The organism is Pedobacter frigidisoli, assembly GCF_032678525.1.
GTDB classification, from domain to species: domain Bacteria; phylum Bacteroidota; class Bacteroidia; order Sphingobacteriales; family Sphingobacteriaceae; genus Pedobacter; species Pedobacter frigidisoli_A.
The window spans coordinates 602880-624311 of sequence record NZ_JAVTSE010000003.1; the positions used below are offsets into that span (position 1 = coordinate 602880).

The window sequence follows — 21432 nt, forward strand, 5'->3', positions numbered from 1 at the left end:
GACACTTCCTATTTAATTATATACTCTCATTTTAATAAATAATTAAATTTAAATTTCCCAGATCATTAGAAAATATGTTCAAAATGTCTTCATTGAATAATAATGGGATTGTTTTGTTTTGACAACTCCTCTTTTATATATTTCTTATAACCCGCCAAGTCCTTAAATCTTTTGTCGCTCAAGCTCCAGGAAGCGTAAAACCTGGTCACAATCGGCTCATTTCCAGACAAAAGAAAATCTATCGTATAGGTATTTAGCACATCGGAGCACTCATTTGGTGTGACTCCGGTTGTCTTCACTTTGTTTGTGGTCATAATGGCGAGTCCAAGTGCATCGTTATTTTCGGATTGTACATCGTAAGTATAAAGCGCGGTAGCCTGGGCATCTTTAAATAAATATGATGTTTTACTTTTGAGGTTGACAATACCCGATACCAGACTGGCAGCGTCTGGCGCATGTGTAAGGGTAACCTTACTTTGATAGAAATATTGCCCACCCCAAATGCTAATTTCTTCTTCAAGATGTGTGGGCGCTAAATATGGTAGTACATTCCATTGGGGGTATATCAGCTTAAAAACGGCTCTTACTGGTCCATCTGCAATTTGCTGATAGCGAATTTCACCCATGTTTTTACCCCCTAGCCTAACGAGCGTGTCTATCCCATTTTGCTGTTGCAAACGTAAAGCAAGGGATCCTGCACCGAGAGATTTACCAACTGCAAGAATATCCATTCCCCAACTATCCAAGTGGTGATAAATTACATTCGGGTCTGTACCCACCGTATCAAGGACCATATTTGGTGTTAGTTTGCCCCATATGTCCTTTATATTGCGTACATCCATATAAATCCTGAAACCAACTTTGTCGTTTTCCCAGGCTGGACCTTCTGTTAATAAAGGTGGCAGCGCATGCTTACTGAAATCGGTACTTAATTGTCCCCTGGGTACACTGTCTATTAATAGTTGGACACCAAATTTATCATCTGCGTTCTTTCGGCGCTGGCGTACATGTGCCCGATTCAAGCCTGTTTTTTTGGCCACTTTTTTGACCGCTCTTATATGGAAAACTGCGTTTTCAAGCGGTTTAAAATTACATAAAAACACAACTTCGTCCCACTTTCCGTCACGATCTAAATCATCAAATTGCAGAATTTGATCCTTCCCTTGTGCATCCGATAATCTGATATACTCTGATTCTTTAAGGGTGGTTAATTTCGAGGTCACTAGTTTACGGCTTATTACAATCAGTTCATCTCTTCTGTCAGCTGGCAGGCCGTTGGAAACAGTAATTTGCTGCGCATTAACAGTGGGAGCAAAGGTGACTACAAAAAAAGCTAATGAGATAATCTTTTGTTTATTCATGTCTCGTTATTGGTAATAAGATTTAGATAAATTTCCGATAAGGGAAATTATTATCTCTAATTCCATCCAGGATTTTGTTTCATCAAAGGATTTCTAGCCACCTCATATTGAGAAAATGGAAATAAATATAATCTGGGCAACCACCGGGTCTGATTAGCATTGATTTGTGTATAGGTATAGCCCCCTCCAACTTTCATTTCAACCTGCATACCATGCTGGGTTTTGTTCATGGTTTGTTCACCTATCTTCCATCTATGAATATCCCAGATACGTTGATCTTCAAACGCCAGCTCTATCCTTCTTTCGTTCTGAATTAAATTACGCATCGCTGTCTTGTCCAAACCAGATGGGATACCGTATAAGCCGTCATTTCCGGGCGTGATTCCAGCCCTCAGGCGAATTTGTTTCAATAAATCATAAACGCGGGATGTAGGTCCGGCATATTCATTTAAGGCTTCAGCTGCACCCAAGACAACCTCTGCATAACGGATTATTCCATCACATCGCGGTGAATTGCCGCTTGCCCTGGTCACGTCCTTATCCAGCGTTTTAAATACATAATAACCGGTAGTAGTGGTTGCAGAACCTGTCTTATATCCATCCTGGGGAGCATTCAGATAGGTGTAAACCGGGCGTAACGCATTGGCAGACTGCAATCTCCTCATCGATTCGTTATGTAGAATAGTAAAATCAAAACGAGGATCGCGATTGGCATAAGGATTTGAAGCATCGAAGCCCGATCCGGCTTCATTTATGGCCTTTCCATTTTTCATTGGAAATGCATCGACCAGCTCCTGATAAGGGAAAGTGCTGGGCGCAGCATTACCTCTGGAAGGCACATCGTATTGCGTTTCATTAACATTATTATTTGCCCGCATGAAAGACAATATAAATTCAGGTGAACTTTGTGTTGGCCGGGTGACGAACACGGAATAAAAGCCATACCCCGGAGCGGTTGTATTATCCACTTTGAGCGCATACTGATTAGAGCTGACCACAGCTTCCTGCGCATCATATGCTTTTTTCCAACGTTCCGCGTCGTAGTTTAAATAGCCGGTGTATTCCGGATTACTGTATCCATTTAATTCATTTAGGGAAATGTTGCCCCCATTAAATAACGGGCTGGCAGCGTACAGAAGTGTTTTGGCTTTTAATGCAAGGCAGGCTCCCTTAGTGATCCGACCATTATCTGCTCCAGGGCCGTCAAAAATTTGGGCATTTGCCGAATTACGGATTACCTCAGAACCGTTGTAAAGTAATTTTTCAGCTGCCTCGCATTCAGCAACAATATAGTTAACGGTTTCAGCAAAGGAATTACGAGGAACACCCACCCCTTCTTCAGGATCAAAAACTTTATCACCGATTATAGGAACGCCACCATAGTATTTCATGAGGGTAAAATAATAGTAAGCCCGTAAAAACCTTGCCTCTCCGAGCAAACGATTTTTTAACTCCATCGGAATTGGAGCATCAGGGACATTTTTAATCGCAATATTTGCAGCTCTGATGGGCATCCAGTAAACCAGCCAGTAACCCCGGTCATTATTGGTTGTAAGTGCAGACCCAGAACCAATATTTACGGCAGTAAGGGTCGCCTGGTTAATATGGTTAGCCTGATTGGATGTACTATTGTCCCTGTTAACCGCCTCGTCAATTGCACCAGCCAAATTTCCGCCGCCATTATATCGGTTATGGGCATAAGTCCAGTAAATATTATTATAAATACCATTCACAAACTGAACGGTACGGGCACTATCGGTGAAAGTTCCCGCCTCTGTATTAACGGTATTGACTAATTTTGGATCAAGAAAATTTTTCTTGCATGAAATCATGGCCAAGCTAGAAAATAACAGATATATAAATTTTTTCATGTGTTTATCTTTTTATTAAAATCCGATTTTAACCCCGAACAAATACTGGGAACTATTTGGGTAGGAAGTTTGTCCTCTGTCTCCAGAAGCTACTGAGCCAGCACTTGAACTTGAAGCTTCAGCATCTTGTTCAAAGACATCATTATTATCCCAGGTCAACAGGTTATAACCACTTGCGGTCAACATCACACTATTAAGCTTTAATTTACTAATCCATTTGGTCGGCAATGCATAACTTAACTGTAATTGTTTGAATCTGAGATAACGCATATTATGTACCCAAAAGGTCGAAGTATACTGAAATGAATAATTGTAAGAATCCGCTTTGGTACTCAAAAGCGGGTATCTTGCCGAACCAGCGGTAGCCGGCGTCCACCTTTCCAAATGTATCGGCGTGAGGTTACTGTTAAATGGGTCACCTCCATCACTGTTAAGAATTATGGAGTAATCCATCGCGGCTTGGAAAAGCGCATCAAGGTGAAAACCTTTATAATCAAATGCTAAATTTAAACCACCTGTAGTAGTCGGCAGGTTGGGTTTGCCGATTATAGATAAATCCCTGCTGTCAATTACACCATATCCATCCTCTCCCGGAGATTGCATATCCCTGTACTTTAAATATCCTGCTTTTACAGGAACACTTGGTTTCGCTAACGAATTTGTTCCGGCGTTCATCCCATCGATTTCTGACTGCGAATAAAATCCTTCAGCGATGTATCCTGTCCTGATACCAATAGGCTGACCATCGATACTTAACCATGGATATGCAGCAACCTGGCCACCGTATATGACCTTATTTTTAACGTAAGAAATCTGCGGGGAAACTGTAAATCCAACCTTACCAATATTACCCTTATAGGTAAGCTGAAATTCAACACCATGTCTTTTACTAATGCCCAGGTTGTAACTTCCCAAAGCCTGACCAATAATCAACGATACATTGGTTGGGGTGATTACCTGATCATAACGATAATCATTAAAATATTCAGCGGTCATGCTCAGTTTTTTAAACATTGTCACATCCACTGCCAGGTTCAATTTCTCCTCCTGTTCCCAATTGATATCAGTATTAATCAGCGCGCCTTCTATGATACCCGGTGCGGTAGTGGAAGTGTTTCCAAAATTATAGTTATTTCCGGAAGCATAAATTTGGCCCTGAATACCTCCGGCCGGGCCCTGATCAGATCCCACTAATCCGTAAGACCCCCTGAATTTCAGCAAATCAACAAATGGTAAAGCCTGCTGGAAAAATTTCTCTTCAGCGACATTCCATCCAGCGGAAACCGATGGAAAGATACCAAAACGCTTACTGCCCTGAAACTTATCCGTACCATAGCGGGCCACGGTAAATTCAAATAGATATTTACTTTTAAAGTCGTAGTTTGCTCTTGCGGAAAATCCGTTTGAATTCACTGGAAGCAGCCACCTGTCGGTAGAGCTGGTATTTCTATACAAAAGTAATCCGCCAACATTATGGTTACCAAAGGAACGACTATAGTTTAGCTGAGAAATTACATTCAAAGTTCTGATAAATGCATTATTGGCACCACTGGCACCTAACAGCGGCAGTTGAAAGACATTATTCGGATTCGAATAGCTTGCTGTGGTCTGATCATAGATATATGATGGTAGTTGTGCCACCCCAGAATTTCTGGATAAACTCCTCAAATCTGAAGAAGAACTTGCGTAAGCGACGTTTATATTCGCAGAAAGACCTTTAGCTAGAAAGTCCAGTTGATGAGTTGCGCCCAGCACTATGTTGAGGTCAGCAGTATTGTATCTGTTATAGCCGCCTAAAGCCAGACGCTCAACCAGACTCGCTCCTGTTTGATACCTGTTGGAGGCCCAGGTTCCGTTTGGATTTTGTATGGCAGGCATGAAGGGATTGATATTCCCATAACGATATAGCTCATAAAAGATATCTTTAGCGGCACCAGATTGTCCCGTCACCACCCCATTAGGTTCATTGGTTGTTGCCAAGCGACCAGTCAAATCGAACCGAAGTTTGAGCCGCTTATTTGGGTTGATATCCAGATTGGTTCTGAAATTTTGCCTGCGATAAAAATAACTGCTATTGATATCATTGTCCTGACTAAAGTTTTTTAAAGCACCTTCCTGAGAAAAGCTACCTAAACTGACGAAATACTTAATAAAATCATTACCACCTTGTATATCCATCCCTAATCGGCTTTGAGGGGAAGTATCATTCAAGAGCGTTTCCATCCAATCAGTATTTGGATGTCCATATGGATCAGACCCACTTTTAAAAAGATCGAGATCAGCCTGCGTGAAGTCTGGAGCAAGACCGTCATTTGCCAGTGCTTCATTTCTTAAAACAGCTACGTCATATGCTCCTAAAAACCGTGGCTTCTGTATGATTTTATCAAAGCCCGTTTGAGCAGTAAAATTGAACTGCGGCTTACCCGCTTTTCCACGCCTTGTAGTGATTACCAAAACGCCATTGGCACCTTTTATCCCGTATACAGCCGTAGTTGAGGCATCTTTTAGGATAGTTACGGTTTCAATTTCGTTCGCATCCAGTTGTGAGACCTGATCATAAGAATATTCTATATCATCAACAATTATAAGCGCGTTATTGGCCCCATTGAGTGAGTTAACCCCTCTAATGAAAAAGTTTGCTGCGTTCCGACCAGGCTGGCCTGAACGCTGTTGGGATGAGAATCCTGGCAAACGACCTGATAAGGTATTTTGTAAATTGGAAGTGGGTACGTTACGGATACTTTCGCCGGAAATCTGACTCAGAGACCCGACATTTGTAATTTTCTTTTTCTGTCCGTAACCTACAACGACCACCTCTTCCAATCCTTTAGTATCGGCAGAAAGTATGACACTTATAGTAGCACCGGCACGCACCGCTACTTCTTTCTCCAAATACCCGACAAATTTTATGACTAATATGGCAGAAGTTTTTTTCAGTACAATTTTAAAGTTTCCATTACCATCTACGCTCGTGCTATTGGACTGACCTTTCTCCAAAATAGATGCCCCGACTAAAGGATCCTTTCCATCTGTAACACTACCGGTAACGAATGTATTCTGTGCAAATACCGAACCTGAACCGGCAAAGAGAAGGACGGCAATAAAATATATAATTTTCTTCATTTTTATGTTCTATTTGATCATTAACAACTACCAACCAGGATTCTGAGACAGGTTTTTTCCGGAAGCTACCTGATTGTATGGAATTGGATAGAGATACATCCTCGCCTGAAAGAATGGTGTAACTACCGGCACCTTTGTATAGGTTAAGGTCCCATTGGAATTTTTAACAATACTCATTCCGCTGACTCCACTGTTATATACGGCTTCAGCAATTTTCCACCTGCGTAAATCCCAGTAGCGCTGCTCCTCAAATGCCAATTCAATTCGCCGTTCATTTCTGATGAAAATCCTCATCTGATCTTTGGTAACTCCGGCGGACACAGTTGGTATACCGTAATTGAGAACAGCAACACTGGTTGCGGTACCTGCCGTAGTTGCAGGTATTCCAGCTCTCGCTCTCAATAAAACTAACGCATTATTAATTTCGGTGTCGGGTCCGGAAAACTCATTCCTGGCTTCAGCAAAATCCAAGAGAATTTCAGCATAACGGATGTAAGACCAGGGACGGTAAGAATTTCCATAAGTTGATCCACTCGCAAAATTTCCCAAAAATTTACGCTGATAGTATCCGGTCCTTGTCTTAACAGCATCACTACTCATATTATCCCGGCCATTGACAAATGTTTCCACAGCCCGGTTTTGCCAAGTCTGCCCATTAAAAAATACGGTCAAGGTCAACCTAGGGTCGCGATTTGCATAAGGATTGTTCGCATCAAAACCATTAGTGTTTGAAGCCGATTTCAAATCAGTTGAAATGGGTAAGCCTCTGGACGTTGGAAAGGCATCAACTAGCTCCTGAGAGGGGCTGACCCTACCCCTTGAAATGGTATTGGCGACAGTATAGCCTACCGGACTAAGTGCATATTCCAGGGCATTTGTTTGGACAGTTGCCGTAGTTCCGCTTGTGAGACCGTGAATTTTATAAAAAATCATTTCCCGATTATTAAGCGTCGTGAAAACATTTCTAACATCACTTTCAAGTTGAAATGTACCCAAAGTCATTACAGCTTTTGCGGCATTTGCAGCGGCTTCCCACCTTGCAGGATCATTATTTGCATTGTTCTGGGGGCTTGCTGAATATAACAATATTTTTGCCTTTAAAGCATAAGCAGCACCCTTGGAGATCCTTCCAATATCAGAATTGCCACCTCCGCCTGCTCCAAATTGATCAGGCCTTAGTAAATCTTTTATTGCATCAAGTTCACTCACCAGATAAGTCACACATTGATCATAACTACTCCTTGGTAAATCCAGATTATCGTTAAGTGAAAAAACTTGATCCCCAACTAAAATTACACCACCATACCTCTTAACTAATTCAAAATAAAAGAATGCCCTTAAGAACCGAGCTTCAGCACCATAGTATTGACGCTTGTTAGCCTGCGCCCACGGAATTTTATTGTAATTGGCTAAAAAAATGTTTGCCAGCCGAATGCCTCCATAAGAATTCCCCCAGCAATCATCAGGATTGTAAAAGGGAGTATAACCACTCAGGCTAACTCGTTCTCCCGCTGTATTCTGTATGGTTGAAACCCCGTCATCAGCGGATGCATCCAATGGCGTACCTCCTTCATCATTCAGCGCCAAACGATTGCCTGAAATACCACTACCTATTCGGTTATAACCTAAAGGCATTTGAGCATAAATACCTGCTAAAAAAAGTTCTGCCTGGGTTCCATTAGGATCCGTAACGTCAAATGCATATTGGTCAGACACATATTCTTTTGGCATCTTCTCATAATCCTTGGTACATCCAGAAACTAAAACTGTTGCTGTGAACAGGATATATAAAGTTTTTTTATATTTCATTTTTATTAATGCTTAGGATTAAAGTTTAATATTTACCCCGAAATTGAAAATCCGTTGCATTGGATATGATGCTCCAAAAACTTCCGGATCAACGTCATTTCTGTATTTAGATAATGGAGAGCTTACCAGAAGATTTTCGCCACTCACAAATAATCTTGCAGAGGGAATTTTAATTTTACTGGTTAATGAATGTGGGAATGTATAGCCGAGCTGGACATTCTTAAGTCTGAGAAAACTTCCATTATGAAGCCAGAAAGTCGAAGTTTTCTCATTATTCTGATTGGTTCCAATAGTGAGTCTTGGGTAGTTTGAATTTGGGTTTTCCGGAGAATAGGCATCCAGATTGTGTTTAAACGCATTTCCTAAACCACTGTTACGAAACGCCCATTCTGCATCGCCACTGATATACACGTCTCTGTTTTGAACGCCTTGCAACAGCAAGCTAAAATCAACATTTTTAAAGTTGAAACCGACTGTGGCTCCATAAACAAGCTGAGGGTTTAAATTCCCGATGACTCCCTCATCCCTTGCATCAATTATTCCGTCACCATTACGGTCTACATATTTTATATCACCCGGAAGGATGCTTGACTTTAGAATGTCGGAGGGAGTAGCTGAGGTATTGATCTCAGCCTGAGAACGAAACAATCCTGCAGAAGTTAAGCCATACCGACTGCCCACCGGCATTCCTGTACGTTGTTGATATTGATTCTCCTGAATGAGCTCTCCAAATTCTAATTGCTTTGATCTTACCAAAGCAGCATTTGCACTAATGAAGTAACTAAAATTATTGAAATTATTTTTATAAGTTGCAGTAAACTCAAAACCCTCATAACGCTGCTTGCCAATATTTTCATAAGGAAAGGAAGTACCTAAAACCTGCAGCCCGTTGCCTCTTACGGCCATCATATCATAAATATTGTTCACAAAAAAATCTGCTGTCAGATTAAGCTTACTTTTAAATAAGCCCACATCAATCCCTAAATTAAACTTACGGGCCTTCTCTCCTTCCAAATCAGCATTGGCTAAACCAGTTTCATTGTATCCCTGTACACTGCTAGCAGTTTGAGTATAGTACGAATAGGTACCAGAATTAGCATATCTATAGATGTAATCAAAATACCCATAGCTACCGCGGTTGACATATCCTGTTTTTCCATATGTAGTCCTTACTTTCAGGTTATTTAACCAGTTCGCACTTTGATTCAAAAATTCTTCATTTGTGATATTCCATCCAAGGCCAATAGCATAATAGGGTTCATATTGGTGTCCCTTTGCAAACTGATTAAAGCCACTATAACTTCCCGCAACTTCAGCAAAATATCTTGTAGAATAGTTATAGGAAAAGTTTGCAGCATAAGTCGTGTAAGTGACCGGGATGTCTTGATTTCGAATTGAAGATTGCACATCTGCGAGCAATCTGCTGCTAATATTGTGGTTGGTGAAACTTCGATCGTAACCCGCCATAGCTTCCAAATAGCTATATGTCTGACGATACTGAGCACTTCCTCTCGCTGTGCCGCTAACCGGCTGCGGAATATCAGTATTGGTTCCAATTGGCGTTCCATAGGTATATCCGTTTAAACTCGTTCCCGTAATAGGCACGACTGCATAGGTTTTTGTCCGGTTCGTTAAATATGAAGTTGCAAGATTGACATTTCCACTCGCCTTGACAAACAATCCATCGACGAACTGATCTAACCGCTGTGTTAAGCCAAGGTCGAAGGCTAGGTCACGTGTGTTGGTTATTGAATATCCAGACTGAACAGATCTGCCCAAAAGGTTTGTGCTGTATGCACTATTACCACCATAGGTACCATTTGCATTGTTAACCGGATACGCCAATGCGGGGGTAGTTAAAATACCATTCAAAATACTTTGAGCATCATTGCCTCCCGGTTGGTTTCCATCCTGTATACGGGCAAAAATGCCGACGTCAAGTTTTAAACTTTTATTCAGGTCAATTCCAACATTTGATCTGGCAATATATCTGTTATTGTCAGAATTTGTGCTGTATGTATTGAAAGCCGCGGTATTAAAAAGACCACCTTCATGAAGGTAATCCAAAGACACAAAATAATGAACGGTACTATTTCCCCCCTGTACATTGAAATTATAACGGCTCAATGAAGTTTTATCTTTTAAAATTACATCCTTCCAGTCTACATTAGGAAAAAGGTAAGGATCCGAGCCGGTCCGATAAGCATCAAGCGCAGCCTGGGTATATTTTGGCATTGCGCCTGGGTTTGCATACAACTGTGTTTTGTTATATAAACTCGCATATTCAAAAGCATTAAGAGTTGATGGGAATGCCAAAGGCGATTGAATGGCAGTCTGAGCTGTAAAGGACAAACGTGCCGCACCTCTCATTCCCTTTTTTGTAATGATGGAAACAATGCCTGGGCTAGAACGCTGACCATACATTACCGTTGACAATCCATCTTTCAGGATTGAAACGGACGCGATCTCCTCGGGATCAATGGAGGTGAAAGGCCGGGGAGCTCCATCAATGAGCATAATGAGTTCAGGGTTACCTCCTGATGTAATCCCGGTATAGCCTCTTATCGATGCTGATAAATTCTCAGGTAACGACTGACCATCACCATCCCGGATTGGGAAACCATTAGATTGCAAAACATTGAACCCTGGTAACCTACCTGCCATAGCAATCAATGTAGAAGAAACCGGTGCACATAGAAGTTCATTCGTGTAGATCGTTGATACAGACCCCAATATACTACCGGTTGCTTTTTTGGTAAACGAATATTGAAGTGAATCATTTTGCCCCAGAAAAGCTTCTGTAAGTCGGATCACTATCGACCCCTCACCGCTGAGCGTGAGAAGCTTAATATTAAAACCTTTCGCCTTAAATTGGAGCCGATCCCCGCTTACAGCGGGAATGGAAAATTTACCCTCACTATTGCTTCTTGCAGTTAATGCTTGTCTCGTATTAAATACATCAGCCCCGACTACTGGTTTTCCGTTTGCATCTATTATATTTCCTCTAATCGTATCCTGCCGCTGGACTTTTTGTGTTTCGGACAGCGAAATTGCGTTCGAGGTCCCAATAGAAACCAAAAAAAGCAGTGATAGATTAAAAAAGATTCTAGGGCATACCTTGTAAAAAAAAATCATAAATTATTATTGGTTAGAGATCAAATTGATTGATAAAAATTAACACATCATGTTTCTCAAGCAAAATGCTAATCGAAACAGCGTAGTAAACGCTGAAATTAAGTAATGTAAAGGCTCATATTATTCCGATGGTTAGGTGGTTAGTTTTAACAAAGTAGTTAGCTGTGTTCCTGAATTAGACACGCAAAGTCGGTTGCTATACTCATTAGTTTCAAATAATGATGAAGATGTAAGCAATCCGAAATAGTTCGCCAATTTCAGCAGCGCGTAAAAGGGATTCAATTTCAAAACAAATTTGTCAGATCTCAATATCATAGTCAGCATAACCATGGCGAAATTTCCAGCGATAGCATGCATTAAGAACTAAAAGCATCTCAATCAGACAATTCAATTTCTGTTAACGACATCGGTCCCATCTTAAAGGCTACCACTTTAAGTCCTTGAATAGTTTTGCCAATACCATCGGTCATTATTTTTTTGCCTGAATGGACATAGGTCAATTTAACTGGCTTTTCACTATTGCAATGAGGAATCAAAATAGAAACCGATCCCTCACTTTCAAAATATATCTTCCCTTTTTCAAACCTAAGTACGGCTGATGAAGACGCTTCAGCACTCAATCCATAACCATTTTTACAAACCAGCAGTCCGTTTCCCAAAAATAGGGATGTTAATAGCTCATCCTTCATCCTGATTACCGCATAGCTTCCATCAAAACAAATATCTGAAAACACGTTAACACCAGCATTCGCAGCAGTTAATATAAAGTCTTTTATTCCGCTTGCGGTTTCCACCTTTACGCCAGAGAAGGTGGAATCACATTTTGTCATCAATGGATCGAGAGACGAAATATGCTTGATGTGAGATTCTTTCCCATCTGCGGGCTCGTATATCGCAAAAAAGGGTCGGTTCCATGCTGCCCCTGATTGTCGCACTACCAATGTAGGTAAGGGTAAATTTGCGATACTATCAGCGATGAGTTGGCCTTTACGCCAAACCCTTGAAGGAGGGGCCGAGACGCTGAATACTTCTCTGTCCTTATCCCCCTTCATCCAAACATTCATTGATATATGCTTATTCGGACCAAGATTCAAATCAAACCTGGCATTAAAATCATAATCAGTAAGAATTGATTTCTTATTATACCAGTAATCATATCCCATTAATTCCTGATGTGCAAAGGTTAGTTTATCTGTCTTTTTCAAATCAAGTGGTCTATTGAAACCATCTGTAATGGATAGGCTCTGTCCTAAGTTATGATAAATATAATCATGGTATTTATCTCCGCCATACTTCTTTTTTGAACGGAAGATATCTACAAAATAGCCCAAACTGTCGTTAATCCTGACAATGCTCATTAATCTGTTCTGGATGGCGTTGGTTTCAGGCTCAAGAAAATTAAGGCTCGAAAAGGTAATGCCGTCAAAGTTGTAGTATCGGGATCCAGGTTTAGGATAACAACTAATAAGGTCAATACCATGATTACTTTTCATAACAGGGTATGACGAGATACCATCGACAACGACGGTATTATGCGCCGGAAATTGGGAATAATATTCGGAGTAATCGTTTTGAAAATAACTTGACCCAATCCCACTTTCTGGCGCAAGATTATATCCTTTGGCATAAAGTTCCATAGCAATACCATTGGAATGGGCGTGATTACCAGTGGACCCAGCCTGTGATATCATCATACCGCTTTCAGGATTTAGACCATTTCTCTGTACAAACCAGCTTACATTTTGAGACCAATAAGTTGGGGTAAGAAAATCACTTAGTGGCAATGAGCCAATCGATTTATTAATTGTAAGCGGTTTATTGTTAAATAATTCAGAGAAACCCATTACTCCTGAAAGGTTTTCAGGCGATTTTTTTTTATCAAACGCCCTAATTGTACTAAGCATCTGGCTAAAAGTTTTCTCCTGTTCAGTTTTTTTATAGCGTCTTGCGTTCCTGATCATATCTTCAATGGGTTCCGTCCTTAGGGGTCCATAATGCGTATCGCCAAAACCCACGATTGATCCATTCGGAAATAAATACTGGGCTGAAGCAAGTACTGCTTTATCAAGATTTGGAAACTTAGGCATCATATCAACCCCCAGTGTCCGATCGAAAAGACTTACAAATCCCGTAAAATCCGCCAGTACTCCAGTTGCGTAACCAGGAGATTCAAACCATATGGAGTGGTGCCGATCGTACCCTGTTTTAAACAAATCTGCAAGAGCCCATTGTCTGGTACTGGTTTTATTGATAATAGCATCTAAATAATACTGTGCCCCGCGCCGATCCGGATATACCGAATCATTTTCTAAAACGATAGCGATCATTGCTACAAAACGGGCCTCTATCAGATTCCAGTTATTAAATGGCACTCCATTTTTGATGATGATGTCGGCCCACTTTTTAAGACATACAGAATAGTGGTCAATTTTTTCCGGATGCCTGGTTTTAATGTATTTGAAAAGAAAATCGTAGCAGATCGTAACTGGTTCAATAATGTCCTCATGAATAACCTCAAAGGAGGTTAAGCCTACCAAAGTCTGATCATGACCATGATTTAAGTCGACAGGCTCATTTCGGTAATACATACCTGAAATGTAGGCGTCAAAAATATCATAAGCGAACTCAGCATATATTTGCTCACCGGATACCCAATACAACATTGCAGCATCGCGTGCTTTTTTGAGAATTTCGATGTTAATCGACTCCACAATTCTTCCTGTTTTAGCCTGTTCAACCCACTCCCATTGCTGGCTTCCCTGTTTACTTTGAAGAAATATCTTCCCGTCCAAGTCCATGTATGGTTTCACATCTTCAAGTTTCGGCCGCAGGTACATTGACGCTGCATCGCGCGTCCCCGTAAAACGAACGGTAGGAATGGGCGCCTTCCCCGAGCCATTCACAAATGCCCCATTTTGAATATTTACATCAGTGAAATGCGAATTCCAATACATTTGCAATCTTGAAACCAGCCAGGTACTATCTGTTTTATAACGCTTTAGATCAGAGTCAACCTGCTTGCTTATATTTTCAAAAGTAGACTTAGCCCAGTTCTGATTTCTGATCAGATCCAGGAATTCTTTTTTACCCGTGAGATTATTTGTAAGTAATCTGGGATGATTTTCATCTGGAAACTGTGGAATATCAACTTGCTGAGCAAATAAATGAGCGGGCAAAAGAAAATAGGCGATAATGCATAATATTTGGGTTTTCATATTTTTTTTCCTAAAAATGCGCTGTGTGTATCTAAGCATTTAGACCACTCAATTCATTTAAATAAATCTCAAATTCCGACGGTTTATTAAATACTTAGTTTTAAATCGGCAAATAAAAACCAGGAATTCAAGAGAGGATATTGCGTCTGTTAGGCTTGCTTTAAAAGAATTACCGTCCATGGAGAGAGCGTTTTGCGCCAAATAAGACCGTCGGATCTATCTGTCTTTAGCTGACGCTTATCTGTAGCCAATGCCCGTTTTTTAAGCATCTGGGTCTGTTCGCGTGTAGGGGACACAGGGCTTCCCATTTTTTTCCAATCCTGTAAGGCATATCCATGATCCGCATCTAAAATTTCTTCAGTAAAATCCACTGTTGATTTTAACCGTGTCAGCCTGAGATCAAACTTTCTGCTACTGCCCGACTTTAACACCTGCTCAATATCACCATCAACAACTTGTTTGCGCTCATTTGGATAATGATATATTAACACGCTCATTTTTCCATCGGCTGAATTTCTTGTAATGATAATTCCTTCTTCCTGGTGGAGTATTTCGTTACCCAATTGATTAAGCATCCTATAAGCATGAAAAGTTGGTTTAACTACTCCTTGAAAATTGATCATTCCAAAACCACCATGAAAAGCAGCATCCCCTCCCCCTTTTTCTTCAAAAATATCGCTAAAGGTCCAGTAAGATAGGGAATCGACAAGTCCTATACCATCCAGGTTTGCTTTGACAATATAGGTGGCTGCCTGTAGGGAATCATGTGTTGTGTCTCTGGAAGACGGGCTGCTACTCCACTCAGTGCAATGCAGCTCCGCATGTGGGTATGGACTTGAGGCTACTGTCTTCTTCAACCAGACCAGGTCAGTTTTGGTAGCATTTACATTCCGGACTTTACCTCCACCTTTACCTGTCATCGGATCAAGTGCCCAGTCAGTTGGATAAGGATGAGTCGAAACAAAGTCAACTGGAAGATTTTTTTCTGAACAGTAGATTAAGAAATCTTTAATCCAGACTCCTTGCCATTCTAATGAATCAATATCTTGAACAGTAAAAGTCTTATGTTTGGACTTGTCTTCCTTCTCTCCAGCGAAACGATCATCTGGAACGTAATTGCTTGTAGCAGGTCCACCTACCCTCAAATCCTTATTTACTGCTTTGATAGCCTGAACGGAAACTTTATACAGTTCAAAATACTGTAATTTTGTTCCTTGCCAGAAGCCCCATAAATTCGGTTCATTCCAGACCTCAAAATACCACTGTTTAACTTCATCCAACCCATAACGATCAATACAATGTTGAGTAAAAGCGCCAACTAAACCAGCCCATTTGGCATAATTATTTGGCGGAGAAACATTTCCCTTCCACCAAAATTGTGTGGCATTCAGATCACTTGCCAAATCTTTAGGCATAAAACCGAATTCTACAAAAGGCCTAACGCCTATCGATAACATTCGGTCAAATAATTCATCGATGTACTGCCAATTATAAAAAGGTTTTCCTCCTATTTCTTTGTAAACAAACATATCATCGTGCAATAACCCATGGAAACGGCAATACTGAAAACCACAATCCTTTTTTGTAAGGGCCAGTTGTTCCAGCCAGGATGCCCTTAAACCTTCATTGGCCCGCCCGGCCCCTACACACTTACTCCAAAAATGTTTAAAAGGCTTCCCTGCCGCCGTTCCATCAACATTTACGCTCAAATCTGTTGATAAATCCACATCAAAAAATCCATTTGCAGTTGAAATTGCTGGCGATAGTAAAATCCCCGCAGAAGTAAATAATGTATTCTTAAGAAATTTCCTTCTTATCATAATATTTTGTTATTCAATTTGATTTTAATAGTTTTTAAGTCTGGAAATCAGACCTGATTGAGTCATTATGCAGCATAAATGCCCGATAAGGATTTTACCTCCCGTAAAATTTGTATGCCGCGGTAAACATGATTAATGACAGATTGATATTTGATCCCAATAATATCCGCAATCTGATCATACTCCAGATTTTCGTAGAAACGCATATATAAGACTTCCCGCTGCTTGCCCGGAAGATTATTCAGCGCTTGATGCATTTCATGTTTCAATCTCACATCGAATTCATCCTTCATTATCAAATCTTCTTTAGAAAAAATCAGCTCAGGTTCGGGCATCAGCTTCAGTTTTGATTCTTTCAACTGACTGTTTCTGATGTAATTTAGTGTCATGCATCGGATTGACTTATAAAAATACGCCTTGATATTATAGATATGGTCCATTTTGGCTCTATTCTGCCAAAACTTTACAAATAAATCCTGAAGAAGGTCATCTGCAACTTCCTCATCCTCAACAATCCTAAGCGTATATATAAATAGGCCTTGATAAAGTTGTCCATGCAAACTACTGAATGCTGTTTCATTTCCAATTTTGACCTGCTCCCACAAGGCGGTTAAATCCTCAAATTGTGCCATCTTATTATTTAGTTATTTGGTTAGTGCGCAATACAATTTTTAATATTGAAACTATTGGATTCTATTCATGCTGATTTTTCTGCATGAATTTTTCCAATTGCTTATCTCAATTAAAAAAGAATAATTACTTACCGAAGATATACAGGTAATAAAATGGAGAGGGGTGTGATTTTGGTAATTTAGGAGTGTATTTTCACCCCAAAACCTTCAGGAAATGCCATTATTCACGCTTTAAACCACTATTGAAAATTTTACGATGCCTTTTAATAAACTCAGAGGGTGTCATTTTAAATAGTTTCGAGAATTGTTTACTGAAGTATTTTGCATCTGAAAAACCAGCTTGAAAGGAGACTTCATTTACATTGTGATCTGTATTTATGAACAGTTCAGCAGATTTTTTCAGACGGATATAACGGATAAACGCATTAACGCTTTGCCCAGATATGGACTTCACACGTTTATAAAGATTAGAATGGCTAACCCCTACCTCTTGCGCCAGATCTTTCACACCAAATTCTGCGCTCATTAGATTTCTTTCAACCACAGAAATGCAATTATCCAGAAATTGCTTATACTCTTCAGAAACGACAATTGAATTTTTTTGTAACGTGATTTCATTATAAAAATATTTTTGAATGTTGCTCCTGTTTTTAAGGAGGTTGGCTACTCTGGCAATTAAATAGTCCTTTTCAAAAGGCTTATTAATATAATCATCGGCACCACCATCAATACTTTTAATTTTAATATCAGAGGAAGAACTGGCGGTTAGCATAATTACCGGGATAAAAGAAATACTTGCATCTGCCTTGATTTTTTCGCAAAGTTCTATTCCATCCATTCCCTGCATTTTGAAATCCGTAATAATCAGGTTAGGAATCTTAGCCAGTGCCAAATTAAACCCCTCAATTCCATCTCCCGCCTCGTAAATAATATAATCCTTTAAGAACATGTTTTTAATGTACTTCCTGATATCGATCTCATCGTCGACAATTAATATGGATTTTTTATCGGTAACGATTTCACTTAAGACAAAATTTTCATCGTCTACCTCGGGGCTTTCGGAATGATCATCTGGTAATAGTTCCTCTAAAATAGAACCATTATTTAATGCCATGTTATCTAGTGAAATAGCGCCATTGAAATGGGCATTACCCTTTAGAAGCTGTAGTGTAAAGATACTCCCCTGCTGGTGCTTACTGACATAATCAAGTGTCGCATAATGGGCAAGAGCGAATTGTTTAGCCAAAAATAGACCAATACCAAAACCGGGTTTAGATTGAAAATCGCGGCCGCTCACCTGGTAAAATCTTTCGAAGATTTTATTACCGACATCCTGAGGTACACCTGGTCCGGTATCTTCAACCGAAATCAATACACTTTCCAATTCAATGGAGATTTTTAATGTTATACTACCATATGGGGGAGTATATTTAAATGCGTTTGAAAGAAGGTTAAACAGGATAATTTCAATTTTATCCCAATCGCCAAAAACTTCCGCATCACCATGTTCAGCATCAAACTGATAGATTATATTTTGAACATTCGCTTGCTGGGTAAAGCATACGTAAACTTCTTTACATAATTCAATGATGTTGAGTTCCCGGATACGAAGCTGGTTAGTATCAGTTTCTGCCTTCCTAAAAAGTAGTAGCTGATCAACCAAACTCAGCATTCTGCGGGCATTTCGATAGATTATATTAAGTTCTTTGTCTTTCCTAGGAATGCCAGTATTCCCGCTGTATTTATCGATAAGGTCTTTAACCGGATTAATAATAAGTGTTAAGGGTGTTCGGAACTCGTGTGATATATTGGTAAAAAACGTAAGACGCTTTTCATTAATTTCTGTTTCCTTCTCTCTTATGACCCGCTCCTTCTCATACTCAGAGCGCTCTTTTTCCAGCACCGCCTTCTCACGCTGAGCGCTGATATTAGCGATTTGTACCTGGTATTTGAGATTAATTTGTTTTGAACGATACCAAAGATAGACATAGACAAAACATCCAATAATTGCCAAATATGACAGGGAAGCCCACCAGCTACGGTACCAGGGCGGTAGTACAATAATTCTTAAGGTAATCTCTTTTTTATTCCATAGCCCTTCACTATTTGTACTCCTTACCCTAAACAGATAGCTTCCTTCATCAATGTGGGTATAGGATGCCTTTCTTGCATTACCGTTATTATTCCAATTTCTATCCCATCCCTGCATAAAATAAGCATATTTTATTTTATTAGGTGTTGAATACTCTAACGCGGTAAATCCGAATTCAAACACGGCCTGGCTATACGGAACTTTAAGTGCCGTAATCTGCGCGTTTTCTGTAGAGGCAATATAATTTGCACTTTGATCGATAGGTGCATTATTGATCTTAAGGTTAGTTAACAATAATGGCGGAAAATTATTAACTGGTAGAATAGATGAAGGTGAGAATAGGCTCAAGCCGTTGATCCCACCAAAAATCATCTCACCACTGCTAAGCATCAGTGCACTATTGGCCTGAAACTGATTACTCTGCAAACCATCTCCTTGATACAGATTGGAGAATGTTTTGTTCTTGATATTAAACTTAGAAAGTCCATTATAAGTGCTCAACCAAAGATTGCCTAAATGATCATCCAATATAGTCAGCACAGCATTATTGCAAAGTCCATCCTCAGTGGTAAATCGTTTTGTGATTATTCCTTTAGTCCTATCAAAAAGCAAGAGTCCAGCGTCTTCGGTTCCAATCCACAAATTCCCATGGGCATCGTCGTAAATTGCCCTGACGATAGAATTAATCGCATAAAACTGATGATGCTTATTTATTCTATCAATCTTGACCAATTGTGTTAACGTCCCTCCCCAGAGCACACCTGCTTGATCTTCTTTCAAACTAAAAAGATCTGTCAAGCCCGTATCAAATAATTCAAATCGATCGTTATTGGCATCAAATCGATATAATCCACCTAGCAAGGTTCCCCTCCTAAGCGTTGATGCCCACAAATCTCGGTTAAGATCGTTATACAAAAAATAAGCGGGGTTGCTTTCTGAATCAGTCACGGGATTGATGCATGGGTAGCGCTTAAAAGTTTTTGTTTTTTGATCGAAGCGATTTATACCTTCTGATTGTGTGCAGAGCCAGACAGCACCATTGGCATCAGCAGTTATATTGGTGATATAATTTCCGGAAATGCTACCCGGATCTGAATGATTATGCTTAAAACTGGTGAAAACGTTCCGATCTCTATCCCATACCGTAACCCCTGAGAGTTCTGTTCCGATCCAAACTTTTTTATATTTATCCTGAAATATACCTGAAATCTCATTAGCTTGAATGCCATTGATTTCTCCGGACTGATATGTAATTCGTTGAAAACGATTTTTTCGTGGATCTATAATACTTACACCACCAAGAGATGTCCCAATCCATTTGCGATTTTCCTCATCGACATAAATAGCATAAACAATCCCATTTCCAATCTGGTTATTCTTATTTCCTGATCTGATGTGCTGAATTACTTTGGATTTAAAGTTATAAATCGAAATGCCCTGGTCTTTCGAACCAATCCAAAGGTTTCCTTCTTTATCAAAATCCAGACTAAATACGCTCACTAAATTATTCGCTGTCCCTTGAAGAATGTTAAATCGATTTGATTCTTTGTCATAACGATAAACCCCTGAGGCGGTCCCAATGAAAATGTTATTTTCATAGATACGCATACAATAGGCAAGCTTAATGTCTGAACATTTGATTTGCAGTTTCTTTCCTTTTGAATCTAATTCAGCTAGTCCCTGACTCTGCACAAAGGCCCAGGTGCGACCTGACCGATCGATACCAATCGACTGAACACCGTAGTTTTGTATCCTCTCGCCCTTGATGTATAATGGAATTAAGTCCCCACTGAAAGCACCTTTTTTACAACTAATCAATCCAATCCCCTCACTGGCAATCAAAGCATTTTGAGATCTATCTATTTTTATATCCTTGATAACCTGCGTAATATTTTTTCTTTTTGCACCATCAGAGTATGATACAGTGTTAAACTTTTCCATGATCTGATCGTAGACATTAAGTCCCTGACGCGTACCGATCCATAGCTTGCTACCCGCATCACTGGCCAATACCGAGATGCTATTACATATCAGCGAATTAGGAACATTGAATTGATTTCGCAAGACCTTAAAACCATATCCATCATACCTGTTTAATCCGTCTTTAGTACCAAACCACAAAAAACCATAGGCGTCCCGTTGAATGCAGCGCACACCATTATTCGATATTCCTTCGATTAATCCGATCCGATCGATTTGCTCCTGGGCATGCAGGGTTGACAAAGATGAAAATATTGCAAGAATTGTAATTGCGATGTATTTAGTTAGGATTCTGGTCATAGCGCTGTACTTAGCTTGATAGCCATGGTAATCGTCCGCAAAATACCAATTAAAATGAAAAAGCTTTTAAATTTCCTAAATTAGCTAATTCACT

At 40.0% G+C, this 21432-nt stretch carries 9 protein-coding genes; all 9 read right to left on the reverse strand.

All coding sequences use genetic code 11. From position 1 onward, the window contains the following. Positions 1–89: 89 nt before the first annotated feature. Positions 90–1361 (reverse strand): DUF4861 domain-containing protein, encoded by a 1272-nt coding sequence (locus R2Q80_RS11605; protein WP_316799773.1) that lies wholly within the window; start codon positions 1359–1361, stop codon positions 90–92. Between the two features lie 56 nt (positions 1362–1417). Then, positions 1418–3232, reverse strand: coding sequence for a RagB/SusD family nutrient uptake outer membrane protein (locus tag R2Q80_RS11610; RefSeq protein WP_316799774.1), 1815 nt, complete (start codon positions 3230–3232; stop codon positions 1418–1420). A gap of 15 nt (positions 3233–3247) precedes the next feature. Further along, on the reverse strand, positions 3248–6355 hold the full coding sequence (locus R2Q80_RS11615) for a TonB-dependent receptor (protein WP_316799775.1): 3108 nt from the start codon (positions 6353–6355) through the stop codon (positions 3248–3250). Positions 6356–6382: 27 nt separating this feature from the next. Then, on the reverse strand, positions 6383–8164 hold the full coding sequence (locus tag R2Q80_RS11620; protein ID WP_316799776.1) for a RagB/SusD family nutrient uptake outer membrane protein: 1782 nt from the start codon (positions 8162–8164) through the stop codon (positions 6383–6385). A gap of 18 nt (positions 8165–8182) precedes the next feature. Further along, positions 8183–11299, reverse strand: a complete 3117-nt coding sequence (locus tag R2Q80_RS11625) for a SusC/RagA family TonB-linked outer membrane protein (RefSeq protein ID WP_316799777.1) — start codon at positions 11297–11299, stop codon at positions 8183–8185. Between the two features lie 374 nt (positions 11300–11673). Then, the gene (locus R2Q80_RS11630; RefSeq protein WP_316799778.1) at positions 11674–14514 is read right to left on the reverse strand and encodes a heparinase II/III family protein; all 2841 of its coding nucleotides are present in this window, start codon (positions 14512–14514) and stop codon (positions 11674–11676) included. A gap of 149 nt (positions 14515–14663) precedes the next feature. Continuing rightward, entirely contained in the window at positions 14664–16334 is a 1671-nt protein-coding gene (locus R2Q80_RS11635; protein WP_316799779.1) for a GH39 family glycosyl hydrolase, read from the reverse strand. Positions 16335–16399: 65 nt separating this feature from the next. Next, a complete protein-coding gene (locus R2Q80_RS11640) occupies positions 16400–16966 on the reverse strand; it encodes an RNA polymerase sigma factor (protein ID WP_316799780.1) in 567 nt (188 codons plus the stop codon). A 220-nt stretch (positions 16967–17186) separates the two neighbouring features. Then, positions 17187–21338 (reverse strand): two-component regulator propeller domain-containing protein, encoded by a 4152-nt coding sequence (locus R2Q80_RS11645; RefSeq protein ID WP_316799781.1) that lies wholly within the window; start codon positions 21336–21338, stop codon positions 17187–17189. Positions 21339–21432: the final 94 nt, after the last annotated feature.